Consider the following 14,231-nt stretch of genomic DNA (forward strand, 5'->3'; position numbering starts at 1 on the left):
TGTTAGTGCGTTCGCTTGTTGGCCGCGCCCGTCGAGTGTTCGAGCAACTGCGATTGCGGCAGATAATCCTCCGCAATCCCGGGCGTGCTGTATTCGTACGGTCCGCGGTAAACGATCGGCACCGGTCCGGGCCAGTTGCCGTGCGGCGGCGGCGAAGGCGTCGTCCACTCCAGAGTATTGGCGTACCACGGATTCTCAGTGGCCTTGGCGCCCTTGAAATAGCTCCAGATGATATTGGCCAGCAACAGGAACTGCGCGGCGCCGAGCACGAAAGCGCTGATCGAAATAAATTCGTTTATCGGGATGATCGGCTTCAAAAAGTCGTACTGCTGCGGATTGTAAATCCGGCGCATGTGTCCCGCCATCCCCAGAATGTGCATCGGGAAGAAGGTGCAATTGAACGCCACGAAGGTGATCCAGAAGTGAATCTTGCCCAGCGTCTCGTTCATCATGCGGCCGAACATCTTGGGATACCAATAGGTAATTCCCGCGAATACCCCGAACAGGCTGCCGCCGAACAGTACGTAGTGAATATGCGCGACGATGAAGTAAGTATCGTGGATGTACATGTCCACCGGCGTGCACGCCATCCAGATTCCCGACATTCCGCCGATCACGAACATCGCGACGAACGCCAGCGCGTTCATCATCGCCGCCGTGTAATGGATGTTGCCCTTGTAGAGCGTGCCGAGCCAGTTGAAAGTCTTAATCGCCGACGGCACTCCGATGATCATCGTGGTGATCATGAAGCTGCTGCCGAGCACCGGATCCATCCCCGACACGAACATGTGATGGCCCCACACGACCCACGACAGGCCCGCGATCGCGATCATCGCATACGCCATCGCGCGATATCCGAAGATGGGCTTGCGCGAAAACGTCGCGATGACCTCGGAGGCGATCCCCATCGCGGGCAGGATCATGATGTAAACCTCAGGATGGCCGAAAAACCAGAACAGATGCTGCCACAGCAGCGGCTCTCCGCCACCCGAGGGCAGAAAGAAATGAGTGCCGCCCAGGCGATCGAACAGCAGGAGCGCGATCGCCGTGGTCAGCACCGGAAGCGCGAGCAGCAGCAGAATCGCCGTGATGAACAGCGACCAGATCGTCAGCGGCAGGCGGAAGAAGTACATCCCCCTGGTGCGCATGTTGACGATCGTGGTGATGTAATTGATCGAGCCCATCAGCGACGAGGCGCCGAGCACGATGATGCTGATGCACCATAAGTTCTGGCCCCAATCGACGCCGGTGTAGATTGGCACTGCGCTCAGGGGAGCGTACGAGGTCCATCCCGCGGCCGCAGGACCGCCAGTTACAAAGAACGAGGAAAGCAGGATCACGCCCGCGAGCGCGCCGAACCAGAACGACAGCATGTTCAGCTTGGGGAACGCCATGTCGCGCGCGCCGATCATCAGCGGGATGAGGAAGTTGCCGAAACATCCGACCAGGATCGGCATCACCACGAAGAAGATCATGATCGTGGCGTGCATCGTGAACATCGCGTTGTAAGTATTGGGCGGAATCGCGCCCTCGTACATGAACGGTTCGGGCACCCAGCCAAATCCAGGCACCTGGGTCTCCGGCCACGCCAGTTCCCACCGCATCAGCATCGCCATCAGGCCGCCGATCGCCATCATGAACAGCGCCATGAACAGGAACTGCTTGCCGATCATCTTGTGATCTTCGGAGAAGATATACGTGCGCCAAAAGCCGAGCGCATGAGGCTCCGCATGTGCGCCGTGTGTCGCAACCGCTGCCGTGCTGCTCACTTTGGGCTAGCTCCTTCGGTCGGCGAGGGCGGCGAAGGCGGGTTTGCATACAGGTCTTTGAGCCACTTGTCGAAATCCTCCTGCGACTGGACCGTCAGGTTGCCCTTCATCCCCGAATGCCCGAAGCCGCACAGCTGCGAGCACGGAATTTCGTATTGCCCGGTTTCGGTCGCCTCGAACCAGACGTGGATGATGCGGCCCGGTACCGCATCCTGCCTCAGGCGCATGTTCGGGAGGTAAAAACTGTGGATGACGTCTTTCGAGGTCAAATCGATCCGCACCACTTTGTTGACCGGCACGTGCAGCTCGTTCTCGACGATGATGTCGTCCTTGGTGCCGAGTTTGCCGTCGGGCCCCGGATAAGTGAATTCCCAGTTGAACTGCTTCCCGGTCGCCGCGTAGAACACATCTCCCGGAGGCCCATGCTCCTTGATATCAGCCCACGTCGAGCGGCTCATAAACGCCAGAACGATCAGGATCGCGGCGGTCGCCGTGGTCCAGATGATCTCGAGACGCGAATTGCCTTCAATATATTCCGCCTTGCGGCCGGGCCGCGCGCGATAGCGAATCATGAAGACCACCATCGTGATCATCACCGCTGTCCAAACCACCAGCACCAGCCAGAAGATCAGCAAGAAGAGCCGATCGATCTGGGGACCGAAGGTCGAGATGTCGTGCGGAAAATACAGATACTCGAGCATCGACGCGTCACCTCTGCGCTATCAATGGGTAAATTCCGGACGAGCATTCGCCGCGCCGATCAAGGCGGCTGATGCAACGTTCCAAAACCGTCCGATTCATGAATTGAGTGTGATTATGCCCGTTAGCGCAACGATTAGTGGAATGAAAATCTTTGTCGACCCACCGATACGCCCGCTTGATGGCCGCTCATAACACTACATTTCGCTGGTTAATTCAAGCGCGTCGTGGTCCCATGAGCGCATCGGGCGCGCGTCCGGTCATCAGGTATGGGCGCGCGATTGGCGCCAGCAAATCTTTGGGCTACAACGGCTAGTCGGGGGAGAGGAGGTTTTTATTTCTTATGGCTGATCGCGAGGCGACGATTTCCCAGGTCTTCGAGGCACGCGCGCACAAGTACGGTGCGCGCGCATTCTTAAGGGACAAGCCCGGTAAAGTCTGGACCGACCACTCGTGGACCGAAATCTCCGACGCTGCGGGAAAGCTTCGCGCCGGTCTGCTCAGCCTGGGCGTGCGCCCCGGCGATCGCGTGGCGATCCTCTCGGACAATTGCCCCGAATGGATCGTCGCCGATCAGGCCATCCTGGGTCTCGGCGCGATCGTCGTGCCGCTCTACACCACCAGCGGACTCGAGGAAACCGCACACGTCATCAGCGACTCGGGAGCGAAAATCGTCGCGGCCAAGGGGCCCGAGATGATCAAGAAAATTCTCGGACTGGGCAGTTCGATTCCCGAGGTCACGGCAATTGTCGCGATGGATCACGGCGCGCAGTCCGCTCCCGCCGCGGACGCTACGCCCGCCATCATCACGATGGCGTCGGTGAGCGGCGATGCGCCGGCGGCCATCGTCGAGGGCCGCAGCGACGACCTCGCGACAATCATCTATACGTCGGGCACGACCGGCACGCCCAAAGGCGTGATGCTCTCGCACGGCAACATCCTGGCCAACTGCGAAGACTCGCTGGCCGCACTCACGCTCAACAACACCGACATGACGCTGTCGCATCTGCCGATCGCGCACTCGTTCGAACGGACCGCGGGTTACTACACCGTGACAATGGCGGGAGGGACGATCGCGTTTGCCGAGAGTCTGGGGCAGATCGCATCGAACCTGCTGGAGGTCGAGCCGACCGTGGTGCTCACGGTGCCCCGCCTGCTCGAAGTGATACATAGCCGCGTGATGCGCACGGTGGAGTCCTCGCCTCCGATACGCCAACGACTATTCAAAATGGCGCTGGCGGCGGGCGAGCAAGCGGCTGAGTATCGCCATCGCGGCAAACCGCTTCCGCCCATGCTGGCGCTGTCGATGGCGCTGTTCAGGCGCCTGGTCTTCGCACGAGTGCGCGCGATCTTCGGAAATCGAATGCGCTACCTCATTTCCGGCGGCGCACCGCTGCCGACCGAGATCAACCGCTTCCTGTCCGCCGCCGAAATTCCAATCGTCGAAGGATATGGGCTGACCGAGGCGGCTCCCGTCGTCGCGTGCAATCTGCACGCCAAGACCCGAATCGGCACGGTGGGCCAGCCGCTGGCGCACATCCAGGTTGAAACGGCCCCCGACGGTGAGTTGCTGCTGCGCGGGCCGAACATCATGAGGGGTTACTACAAGCTCGAGGCCGACACGAAGGAAGCGATCGACGAAAATGGATGGCTCCATACCGGCGACATCGCGAAGATCGACGTCGAGGGTTACATCGCGATCACCGACCGCAAAAAGGAAATCATCGTGCTGTCGGGCGGCAAGAACGTGTCGCCCGCCTACGTCGAGAGCAAGCTCGTCGGCGACAAATTCATCTCGCAAGCCTGCGTGGTCGGCGACCGCCGCAAGCATCTCGCCGCGCTGCTGGTGCCGGACTACGAAAACCTGGCGCAGTTTCTAAGCGAAAACCAGCTCGACCCGAAAAACCCCGACGCGCTGGCGAAATCGCCGGCGTTGAAGGCGCTGCTGCACCAGCGGATTCGCGAAATCAACAAGCAGCTCTCGGACGTGGAAGCGATCGTCGGGTTCACGATCATCGCGCAGCCGTTCACCCAGGAAAATGGCGAGCTGACGCCCTCGCTCAAGGTGCGCCGCAAAATCGTTCAGGCGCACTTCAAGGAGCAAATCGACGCGATGTTCGGCGATTGATCCGGCGAATTTTCCGGGACTGACCTGGGCAATGAATTATGCGCCCGGTGTGTTTTCGCCGTCGCGCCGTCCGCCGTTGCCGGGAATCGTCGCGAGCCGCGAACTGACTTTTCCGCCTTTGCCCGCGTTGAATAACCGGCGCATTCCGGTAATGGCGATCGCCGCAAAAATGATCCATATCAAGCCGGCGCCGAAGCCAAACGCGATTCGGCCCGTCGTCGGGTTCGCCGGATGCACCGCGGATATCGAGGATGACGTGGTGAAGGCGCGCGGTCCGGAACCGAACGCAACCCAGGAGAATACCGATCCGAGCGAGCCTACGATTGCCAGTCCCAGCAAATATTGCGTCAACCGCGCCCACAGCGGAGCGTCGGCCGGCAAATTACCGTCTGGTCCAGAACCTCCGGCCACCGTCGAACCCACGATTATCGCCGCGCCGCTCAACCCAAACAGCAGCGGGATGCAAATCGCAACCCATCCGGGCATCTGGCCGGCCGCGGCAGCCGGGGGGGAACCGAATCTCCCGTATGCTGCAATGCCAAGCAGAACTCCGACCCCAATAAATAACAATCCCAAAGGCACGGCTAGCCAGGGAGAAGGCTGCGATTGCGAGTTCATCCGAATAAGCGGCTGGCTACCATTTGTTTTATCTAGCCATTGGCCAGCCCGCATCTTTGATTCTTATCACTGCGTGCAGGGGTCACCCCTGCCGGGGGTGCGGGGCGAGGAGCCCCGCATTTCAATTAACTTCCTCTTCTACTTCGTCCCGTTCTCGACGACCAGCAGCGCGTGGATCGTCGTAAGCTGCTTCACCATGTACGCGCGCTTGCCCTTGGGCGTGACGACTTCGATATCGTCGTGCGCCGCCTTGCCGATTAGCGCGCGGCCCAGCGGCGACGACAGCGAGATGCGGTTCTGCGCGCCGTCAACTTCCTCCGGCACGACGATCTCGAACTCCGCGATACCGCCCTCATCGAGATCTTCGAGCCGCACGCGGCTGCCCAGCCCGACGGTGTCGCGCGGAATCGTCTCGAGATCGATCATCGTGAGCTCGACGATTCGCGCCTCGAGGTTGCCCACCCGCGCGCGCAGGAACTCCTGGCGCTGCTTGGCCATTGCCCATTCCGCGTTTTCTGACAAGTCGCCGTGAGCGCGCGCGCGCTCGAGTTCCTTGGGCAGGTCCACGGTGAGTTCGCGCTTGAGCGTGTCGAGGTCTTTTCTGAGCCGCTTGATTACCGGTAATTCAGCCATCGATACACTACTTCCTCAATGCGATCTTTTTCCTGCTCGATACCATCGCCGCGCCGATGAGCGCTGCCGCAATCTCTTTTGCGCGCTTCAATCCGCGACGATTGAAGTCAGGCTGCGATTGACGCCGGTCACGCTCTGAATCTTCTGCACCACCAGCTCGCCGAGCGAGGTCACGTCCGCGGCCTCCGCGATCGCGATGATGTCGTGCGGCCCGGTGACCGCATGCGCCACCGAAACGCCGCTCACGCCTCGAATCTTGGCCGCAACCTCGCGCGCCTTTCCCGGCGACGTGTCGATCAGGATGAATGCCTTTACGGACATGCTGGTTTCCTCCCGGCGCGCACCCGCGTTCAGCGCGGTGGCGGAATCAAAGTACCCTTCTCATCATATACATAAAAACCGCGGCCTGATTTGCGGCCCAGGTATCCGGCATCGACGTACTTCTTCAGCAGCGGGCATGCACGGTACTTGTCGTCGCCGAGCACCCGATGCATCACCTCCATGATCGCAAGGCAGGTGTCCAGCCCGATCAGATCCGCCAGCTCGAGCGGACCCATCGGCTGATTGGTGCCCAGCTTCATCGCGATGTCGATATCGGTTACTCCGCCGACGCCTTCGTACATCGTGTAAATCGCTTCGTTGATCATCGGCAGCAGCACGCGATTGACGATGAATCCCGGGAAATCCTGCGCCGTCATCGTGGTCTTGCCGAGCTGCTCGGCGAGCTCCCGCGTCTGCTGAAAAGTCGCTTCCGAGGTGGCCAGCCCGCGAATGATCTCGACCAGCTTCATCGCCGGGACCGGGTTCATAAAGTGCATCCCGATCACGCGGCCGGCGCGTGAAGTCCGCGCCCCCATTTTGGTGATCGAAATCGACGACGTGTTCGAGGCGAAAATCGTCTCGGGCGGACAGATCTTGTCGAGCTTCTGCAGCAGCGCGATCTTGGCGTCTTCGTTTTCGATCACCGCCTCGATCACGAAGCCGAGCGCGGCCAGATCCTCGAGCCTGGTGGACGTCTCGACACGGCGCATCACGCGATCGCGCTCCTCGGGCTTGAAGCGCCCCCGCTCGACCATCCGATCCAGGTTGCGCGCGATCGAATCGACGCCGCGCTTGCACAGCTCCGGCGTGATATCGTGCATCAGGACCGCGATTCCCGCCTGCGCCGCGACCTGCGCGATTCCCGCACCCATCTGCCCTGCCCCGATTACCCCGATCCGCTGCAAACTCATTCGTCTCTCCGAAAACTATTCAGCCGTGAACTGGAGGTGCCGGATATAATCAATGATGCCCTGGAGGCTCCTCGCCACCGACCCAGGTGCCGGCGCCGCCACCGCTTTGCATCGCGGTGCGCACCTTCCTTACGTCTTCGGGCGACTGGCGCCCCGCCATCCCGAGGTTGCGCATCAGGAAGTTCGTCATGTTCGAGGTAAGCCGGTCGCGGATGGTTGGCTCGGCGCCGACTTGCGTGTCGAGCACCACATCGACCTGCTCCCGCGTGAGACCCTCTTCCACGAAAATATCGACCAGCCCGACCAATCCGACTTCGCCGCCGGCGCGGTCCACGATCGCCACTACTTTCGCGCACGGCGTGCAGACGCGGCGGATCAAACCGGCGCGCTTGCTGCAATAGACGCATCGCATCAGGAGATTAACCGCCTCAAAGTGCGCATCGCATCGGCCCCCGAATGCATCGCAGGGCCCGCATCCCCGCAAAAGCCCTGAAAAAACTTGAAGCGGCCGTGCGCTCGAAAAATCGGCGGGCCCGCTTCATTTTCGAGGTTACTACCGGCGGTAGATGCTCGCAAGTATGAGCGGCTGACCCCCGCCGCGGACGGATAAATCCTGATCGTTGACATGGCAGGCCGCCGGCGCTACAGTCGCAATTGAGAATCATTCTCAGAATTGAGCTTATGATCAATCAAACCGCTGTCGCCTACTTCTTCTATTCGCTCGGCATCCTGTTCCGCGAAGGCATGGAAGCGATGCTGGTGATCGTCGCGCTCGCGGCCGCCACCCGCGGCGCGGGGCGAATCGGACGCTCGCGCGACATCTACGCGGGCGCACTGGCGGCGATCGCCGCCAGCGTCGTGCTGGCGTGGGTCGTCAACAATTTCATCACCGACGACGCCAGCGACACGCTCGAAGGCGTCTTCCAACTGTTCGCCGCCGCGACCCTCTTTTACGTCAGTTCGTGGATGACCTCGAAAGGCCAGGCCGATCGCTGGATGAAGTTCATCTCGCAAAAACTGCAGAGCGCCGAGCACAGCGCGGTTCCCGGTATCGCGCTCGGACTCACCGCGTTTCTGGCCGTGATGCGCGAGGGCGCGGAGACGATAGTCTTCTTTCAGGCGCTCACCAGCGGCGCGACCGAGGCTGTCGAGCGTCACGCGGTGGCGGCCGGCATCGTCGTCGCCACGGTGGCACTGGCCGCGACTTTCGTGGTCATCAGGCGCGCCGCCGATCGAATCCCGATGAGGTTCTTCTTCCAGGTGACCTCGACTCTGCTCTACGCGATGGCGATCGTCTTTGTCGGCCAGGGCGTCGCGAGCTTGCAGGAGGCGTCAAGGGTATCGGCTACCTTCGTGAATTACGCGCCGACGATTCCGATGCTCGGGGTGTTCCCGACCGTTCAATCGCTCGGCGCGCAGGCGATCCTGCTGATGCTTGCGGCGGCCGCCGTGTTGGTTCCACGCAACGCCGCCGCGCGAGAGGTCAGGGGTGCAGAGCGGGCGGCGATGCAGCAGGCGCAGCGGAGTCAGACTTGAGCTCGGGCGCTTGCGCCACGGAATCGCCGCCGCCGAACAAAACGGTTTCCACGTCGGAAGTGAGCTTCTCGGAAATCACCAGCGCGCGAAACCCCATCCGCGTGCATTGATCGACCGTCGGGTCGCGCGCGTCCGCATTTTGACGCACGTGCCTGAGCGCGACGCGCAAGTCCTGCGTGCGATCGAGCAGGACCGACAGCCGCGCCGCGACGATCGCGGTCGAATTGCCGCCGCTCGAAGCAAGATCGAGCGCCAACGCTTCGTCGTGCTCCGCGCCGGCTATCGCATGAAGCGCAGTCTTGATCTCGGCGCATGCCGCTTCGGTGCTGTCGTCGGACGCGGCGGGTAAACCGGCGGCCAGAGTGGTTTGAAGCGTGGCAAACAGAACGGCGGCAGCCGCGAGCCGCATCCGCGCCGCGCCTATTTCCTCATCTCATCGATGATGCGCTCGCGCTGGCCGTGCTCGATCAGCTGATCGTTGCGCCGGCCCTGCTTCAGCGCGACATAGGTGAAGAACATCACCAGGATCATCATCCCGATGATCGGGACGTTGTCCGGCACGGTCAGGATTTGGAGAAACTGCTGAAACCCGCTGATATGGCCCATTGAACCCTCGACGCTCGGCTTGGTCTTGCTACGATCGATGTAACAACGCGGTCAGGGCAGTGTCAACTTTCCGCGCCCCGCCGGACGCGCACCGCCAAGCGCCGCATCCGCGGCGCGCTTGCAGCGCGGCGGCGTCAGCGGGCAAAGTATTCGGGCATGGCCAATCACGCCCAGGCTTCGCCGTACGCCGCCGGTGCGCCGCGCGGCATCTTCAACCTCGCATGGGGGCTGGTCGCGACGCTTCTGTCAGTGCTGTGGACCGCGCCTTGCGCGATCGCCGCGGCGATCGCCGCCACGATGGGCAAGCCGCACGCGGTCACGGTGATCAGTCGCGCATGGGGCCGCGGAATAATCGGGCTTTGCGGCATCAAGGTGCAAATCGAAGGGCTCGAAAATCTCGCCGGTCTGAAATCGTTCATCCTGGTTGCAAACCACCAGAGCTTCTTCGACATCTTCGCCGCGGCCGCGTTCATTCCGGGCGAGCCTCGTTTCGTCGCCAAAAAAGAGCTGCTCAAAATCCCGGTGGTCGGTTACGCGATGCAACGCGGCGGTCACGTGATCATCGACCGCGAGGCCGGCGGCAAGGCGATTCGCAAGGCGATTGCGATCATCCGCAGCGGCCTTGACGTCTGCGTCTTCGCCGAGGGCCATCGCTTCAGCGACAACCGGGTCCACGAGTTCGAAGACGGCGCCGCGTGGCTCGCGATCCTGTCGAAATTGCCGGCGGTGCCGATGTCGATCAGCGGGTCCGGCCTGATTTTCCCGCGCCTGGCGAAGGTCGTGACCCCGGGCTGCGCAATGCGCATGACGATTGGAAAGCCGATCGCGACCGACGCAATGCGCAGCGCCGACCGCACCGAGTTGACCCGCAAGCTCGAGGAAGCCGTGCGCGCCACTTTCACCACCGAGGTCTGAGCGCGCGCACGGTCGCGCTCCGGTCAGGCTTTGCGATCGAAGATGAACAGCGGGACCTGGCTCGCGAATTTCGGATCGATCGTCAGGACGCGGCGTCCTGACTCGATCCGAATCGCGCCCGCCTCAAGACCGGCGGCGCGAAAATCGGCTATCACCTGATCGACGTCGTCGGCCTCGAGCCACAGGCCGATCATTCCTTCGCTTGACGAATCGCTCGCGGCCGCCGCGACTAGGCGAATTTCCGCGCCGCCGACCTTCACCGACGCCGACTTGCCGTCCGCCGATCTGGCAACGGCAAAGCCGAAGTTCTTCTGGTAGATCGACGCTGCGTCCGCGAGATCCGAGGTCGCGACTTCGAGCGTGTCGAGGCGTTTAATCATCGTTGCGGATCTTGTCGCGACGCCTGTGATCGTTCCAAAGAAAAACGGGGCCGGATTGCTCCAGCCCCGCGACTCCTGTCGTCGCAGCCCAGCCGCTCAGCCCTTCGGCTTCATCGAGAAATTGCCGGTCGCCGTCGCGCCGTCTTTCACGTCGACTTTCTGATCCGCCGTGCCGAGCTTTTCCTGCCACACTTCGACTTCGTAGTTGCCCGGCGGCACGCCTGCGATCGAATAGTTGCCGTTGTCGTCGGTCACCGCGAAGTACGGGGTGTCGGTCGCGAACCACCATGCGTGCATCCAGCCGTGCGCATCGCAGCTGACCTTGAACACTTCCGGCTGATCGATCTTTCGCTGGATTACCTTCTTGAACTTGGGCTGAGCCATGTTGAAGGCCGGATTCTTGGTCGAATAGGTATGGATGTTGTGCAGAATCCCGTCCGAGTTGATGATATCCACGGTGCTGCCCGCCGGGAACGCGAGCACGTGCGGCGTGTAGTCACATCCCTTCTGATCGAACTTTACTTCACCGGGCTTCACGTCGCCCTTGGCGCCTTTCACGATCACAACCGCGTTTGCGATTCCGCCGCCGCTGCCGACCAGCAGCTCCTCTTCGAAATGCGGATGCAGCGCGCATACGTCCTTGTCCTTGGTCACCTCGACCTTCCTGGGCGGGGGCGCGGTGCCGTCGTACTTGACGGTTCCGCTAATCGTGCCGCCGGCAGCGCTCGCGAGGCTGGCGCCAACGGTCATGCTGAGCGCGACACCCGCACACGCCGCCAGTACAACTCCAAACTTGTTCATTACCATTCCCTCCTGCGAAATCGCCGATATGTCTTACTTAAATACATCAAACTCTCTGAGCTTAGCGAATAATCAGTTGCCCACTCAATCGACTAAACGATGACAACCTACTTCTTACTCACTTCACCTTTCACTGGCGCCGTCGCCGCCTGCACCGGAATTGCCTCTCCCGGATGAGTCCCAAACCAGAAAATATAGTCCACTAGCGCGCGGATCTGCTTGTCCTGGTTACCGCCCAGGATGTCGTCCGGGCCGCCCGGATAGTACGACGGCATCTTGGTTCCCGGCTGTAGCGCCGACGGATTTGCGATCCACTTCGTTATCCAGTCCGGATTCAGCCGCTGATGCGCCAGCGCCAGGTCGGGCGCCCATCCCGACGGCGGTCCCTCCGGCTTCTTGTCGCCCTGCTGATGGCAGCTGAAGCAGTTGAAGTAGTCCTTGGTCATCAGCTTCACGCCCGCCGCCAGCTCAGCCGGCGCAATCAGGTTGGTGTCGATGAAGGTATACACCACGTTCACGTCCGACAGCGCCGTGAAGTAATTCACGACCGTGTCGTCTTCACCGTTGGTGAAATGAAAAGTCGGCATCCTGATCTTCAGCCACGGACGAATCGGGGTCGGTCCCTGGAGGAATGCGAATAGCCACTCGGGTTGAACCTTGAAGCCCTCGCCATTGAGTATTGGCGGCGCAAAGTTGATTTCATCTCCCGGGTAGAAGCGGCGGATATAACCACCCCGATCCTCGACGATATGGCAGCCGACGCAGTTGTAGTAATTGACCATTCGCCGGCCGGCAACGATTTGCGTCTGATGCTCCGAGCCGGGCATCCGGTACCGCTCCTGCACCCTGCCCTGCGTCAGGCCGGCCAGGAACACGACCAGGTTCTTGATGTCGGAGCTGGCGAAATGGAACTTCGGCATCAACTGCTCGACGTCCTTGGTCGCGTAGGTACGCGGGTTTTGCAGTTTATGGAACGTCCATTGATCCCACGTCTCGGGAATCTGCGTCTGGTTGCCGAAAAATAGTTCGTCGAGATGCTTGGAGCCGAAGGTCGTCAGCTCGACGCCGGTTCGCGACTCCTTGTCCATCCCTTCGATCTCGTGGCATCCGAAGCATCCGTATTTGCGCACCAGCGCTTCGCCCTTCTTGATCTGCTCGGGATCCTTGAGCGCGGTTTCGATGCCGTGGATTTCCCGCTTCTTGCCATGCGCCATCAGAAACGCGGTCAGCGCTTCCGCTTCGTGATCGCTCAGGCGCAACGACGGCATCGCCGTGTGCGGCGAGAAGTCATGTGGATTCTTCAACCATGTATATATCCACGCCGCCGAAGTCTTCTCCGCGATCTTGCTCAAGTTGGGCGCGAAGTCCTTGGCCGTGAACGCGTGGCCCGGCCCCAGCGCCGATTCGACGCCGACCGGAGTTGCATGCTCACGCGGATCGATCGCGTGGCATCCTTTGCAGCCGACCGATTCAAACAACCCCTTGCCTTCTTCGACGAACGCCGGATTGGTGACGTCGGCCTCCAGCGTCGCAAGCTCGGGATGCGCCGCGAGCCACTCCTTCGAATTCTTCGACGAACTGTCCAGGATGAACGCGGCCAGCGCAGTCGCCTGGGCGCGCGAGAACATGAAGTCCGGCATGCGCGTGTACCGCCGGAAGTCATCCGGACTGATGATCCATCGCACCGTCCACGACGGATCGAGCTTTGCCGCCGCGAGTTTCAGGTACGGGCCGATCTTCGGCAGATCCTCGTAGCCGGCCACCAGATGGCATCCCGCGCATCCCATCTGCTGGAACATCCGTTCCCCCTCGACCCAGTTCACCGCGATCGGTTTGCCCGCCGCATCGACCAGCGAGCCCACGTCGATGTGGCACTTGATGCATCGCGACTGCATCTTGTCGCCCCTGAGCATCGGCGAATCCCAATCCGGATCGTCGCCATGCGCCACCCGCACCGAGCTCACCGCCGGCCCCTGTCCGTCGTGACACGGCGTGCATCCGAGTTTCTCGGGGGGATGCTTCAATATGATCTGATCGAAGTTGCTATGCGTGCGAAACGGCTCGGGCGCGTTCTCGAAGCCCTTCTTGTCGGCGCCCATATGACAGCTCTGGCATCGATCGACCCGCGCGATCGCCTCGTCGAAGGCGTTGCGGTCGAAGTCGTCGATCGCGGTCTGCTCAATCTTCGGAATCTTCGGATAACGCAGCAGGACCGTGTTGCGGAACTTGACCGGGATCATCCACGTGTCGGCCTTGTCCAGCAGATCGTCGCGCTTGGCGGTCAGCTTCTTCATCTGATCTGTCAGGCTCTCGACCTTCGAGTTGAGCGCCTCGATCTGATCCTTGACCGCCTGCAGATTGTCCTTCGCTTTGTCGGAGACGATATTTTCCTGCGCGAGTTCCGCGTTCAGCTGATCGATTTCTTTTTTGTACGGAGCCGGGTTTTCCTTTTCCTGGACGGCGTGGTTGTAGTCGTACCATCGCTCGGTCAAATACGACTTGGTGAAGCGGACCAGCTGATCCTTGTCGTTGGCGACGTTGTTCAGATCGGTCAACTGCCCGCGCAACGCCGCCAGCTTGGCCGCGCTGGCGCCGGAGTCGCGTTCTTTGCGCGCCTCGGCCAGGTCCTTCGAGACTTTCTGGTATTCGGAATCCGCGTCGAGGCGATGCTGCTCGTCGGCCGCGTCCTTCATGTACTTGTCGTACGCCAGCCGGTCCCACTGGACCTGGTATTCCTTCCACGGACGGCGCGAGATGTTGTCGTCCCAAATCGACCAGACCGCGGTCACCAGCAACACCGCTACCATCAGCACGAACAGCGCGCTGTATGATTTTCCTTCTTCAATGGGATCAAGCCCCGGTCTGCCTGCCATCTGCTCTTATCCTGTTCTCAGCTGCGAATGCCGCCGTTCAA

Annotated in this window: 15 protein-coding genes; 3 read left to right on the forward strand and 12 right to left on the reverse strand. The window is 61.3% G+C overall.

From position 1 onward, the window contains the following. Positions 1 to 2: 2 nt before the first annotated feature. Positions 3 to 1,769 (reverse strand): cytochrome c oxidase subunit I, encoded by a 1,767-nt coding sequence (locus ABSB13_RS06820; RefSeq protein ID WP_428106771.1) that lies wholly within the window; start codon positions 1,767 to 1,769, stop codon positions 3 to 5. Further along, positions 1,766 to 2,470 (reverse strand): cytochrome c oxidase subunit II, encoded by a 705-nt coding sequence (gene coxB / locus ABSB13_RS06825; RefSeq protein WP_428106773.1) that lies wholly within the window; start codon positions 2,468 to 2,470, stop codon positions 1,766 to 1,768. Before coxB ends, ABSB13_RS06820 begins: the two co-directional genes overlap by 4 nt. 341 nt (positions 2,471 to 2,811) lie before the next feature. On the opposite strand from coxB, the gene ABSB13_RS06830 reads away from it, so the two are divergent. Next, positions 2,812 to 4,596, forward strand: coding sequence for an AMP-dependent synthetase/ligase (locus ABSB13_RS06830; protein ID WP_428106776.1), 1,785 nt, complete (start codon positions 2,812 to 2,814; stop codon positions 4,594 to 4,596). Between the two features lie 36 nt (positions 4,597 to 4,632). On the opposite strand, the gene ABSB13_RS06835 is transcribed toward ABSB13_RS06830, so the two are convergent. The 5 genes from ABSB13_RS06835 to ABSB13_RS06855 all read right to left on the reverse strand — a co-directional run bounded on the left by ABSB13_RS06835 (position 4,633) and on the right by ABSB13_RS06855 (position 7,491). Further along, positions 4,633 to 5,082, reverse strand: coding sequence for a hypothetical protein (locus tag ABSB13_RS06835; protein ID WP_428106777.1), 450 nt, complete (start codon positions 5,080 to 5,082; stop codon positions 4,633 to 4,635). A 270-nt stretch (positions 5,083 to 5,352) separates the two neighbouring features. After that, on the reverse strand, positions 5,353 to 5,847 hold the full coding sequence (locus ABSB13_RS06840) for a GreA/GreB family elongation factor (protein WP_428106779.1): 495 nt from the start codon (positions 5,845 to 5,847) through the stop codon (positions 5,353 to 5,355). An 87-nt stretch (positions 5,848 to 5,934) separates the two neighbouring features. Next, positions 5,935 to 6,168, reverse strand: coding sequence for an Lrp/AsnC family transcriptional regulator (locus ABSB13_RS06845; RefSeq protein ID WP_331963785.1), 234 nt, complete (start codon positions 6,166 to 6,168; stop codon positions 5,935 to 5,937). Between the two features lie 29 nt (positions 6,169 to 6,197). Beyond that, positions 6,198 to 7,079, reverse strand: a complete 882-nt coding sequence (locus ABSB13_RS06850) for a 3-hydroxybutyryl-CoA dehydrogenase (protein ID WP_428106781.1) — start codon at positions 7,077 to 7,079, stop codon at positions 6,198 to 6,200. Between the two features lie 49 nt (positions 7,080 to 7,128). Then, positions 7,129 to 7,491: a hypothetical protein gene (locus tag ABSB13_RS06855; protein WP_428106783.1), complete on the reverse strand. Its 363-nt coding sequence runs from the start codon at positions 7,489 to 7,491 to the stop codon at positions 7,129 to 7,131. Between the two features lie 269 nt (positions 7,492 to 7,760). Between ABSB13_RS06855 and ABSB13_RS06860 the strand changes: the two genes are divergently transcribed. Continuing rightward, entirely contained in the window at positions 7,761 to 8,615 is an 855-nt protein-coding gene (locus ABSB13_RS06860) for an FTR1 family iron permease (RefSeq protein ID WP_428106784.1), read from the forward strand. Here ABSB13_RS06860 and ABSB13_RS06865 read toward each other — a convergent pair. Both ABSB13_RS06865 and ABSB13_RS06870 read right to left on the reverse strand, forming a co-directional pair. Then, the gene (locus ABSB13_RS06865; RefSeq protein WP_428106787.1) at positions 8,563 to 9,024 is read right to left on the reverse strand and encodes a hypothetical protein; all 462 of its coding nucleotides are present in this window, start codon (positions 9,022 to 9,024) and stop codon (positions 8,563 to 8,565) included. The genes ABSB13_RS06860 and ABSB13_RS06865 overlap by 53 nt on opposite strands. Positions 9,025 to 9,035: 11 nt before the next feature. Continuing rightward, on the reverse strand, positions 9,036 to 9,221 hold the full coding sequence (locus tag ABSB13_RS06870; RefSeq protein ID WP_428106789.1) for a hypothetical protein: 186 nt from the start codon (positions 9,219 to 9,221) through the stop codon (positions 9,036 to 9,038). Between the two features lie 156 nt (positions 9,222 to 9,377). Here ABSB13_RS06870 and ABSB13_RS06875 point away from each other — a divergent pair, with 156 nt between their 5' ends. Beyond that, positions 9,378 to 10,136, forward strand: coding sequence for a lysophospholipid acyltransferase family protein (locus ABSB13_RS06875; protein ID WP_428106790.1), 759 nt, complete (start codon positions 9,378 to 9,380; stop codon positions 10,134 to 10,136). Between the two features lie 23 nt (positions 10,137 to 10,159). Here ABSB13_RS06875 and ABSB13_RS06880 read toward each other — a convergent pair whose 3' ends face one another. The 3 genes from ABSB13_RS06880 to ABSB13_RS06890 all read right to left on the reverse strand — a co-directional run bounded on the left by ABSB13_RS06880 (position 10,160) and on the right by ABSB13_RS06890 (position 14,190). Further along, the gene (locus tag ABSB13_RS06880) at positions 10,160 to 10,516 is read right to left on the reverse strand and encodes a VOC family protein (protein WP_428106793.1); all 357 of its coding nucleotides are present in this window, start codon (positions 10,514 to 10,516) and stop codon (positions 10,160 to 10,162) included. A 96-nt stretch (positions 10,517 to 10,612) separates the two neighbouring features. Next, positions 10,613 to 11,317: a carboxypeptidase regulatory-like domain-containing protein gene (locus ABSB13_RS06885; RefSeq protein WP_428106795.1), complete on the reverse strand. Its 705-nt coding sequence runs from the start codon at positions 11,315 to 11,317 to the stop codon at positions 10,613 to 10,615. 107 nt (positions 11,318 to 11,424) lie between these two features. Next, complete coding sequence (locus tag ABSB13_RS06890) at positions 11,425 to 14,190, reverse strand: c-type cytochrome (RefSeq protein ID WP_428106796.1); 2,766 nt, start codon at positions 14,188 to 14,190, stop codon at positions 11,425 to 11,427. Between the last annotated feature and the right edge of the window lie 41 nt (positions 14,191 to 14,231).

This window comes from Binatus sp. (SeqCode), assembly GCF_050013435.1.
Classification (GTDB): Bacteria; Desulfobacterota; Binatia; order Binatales; family Binataceae; genus Binatus.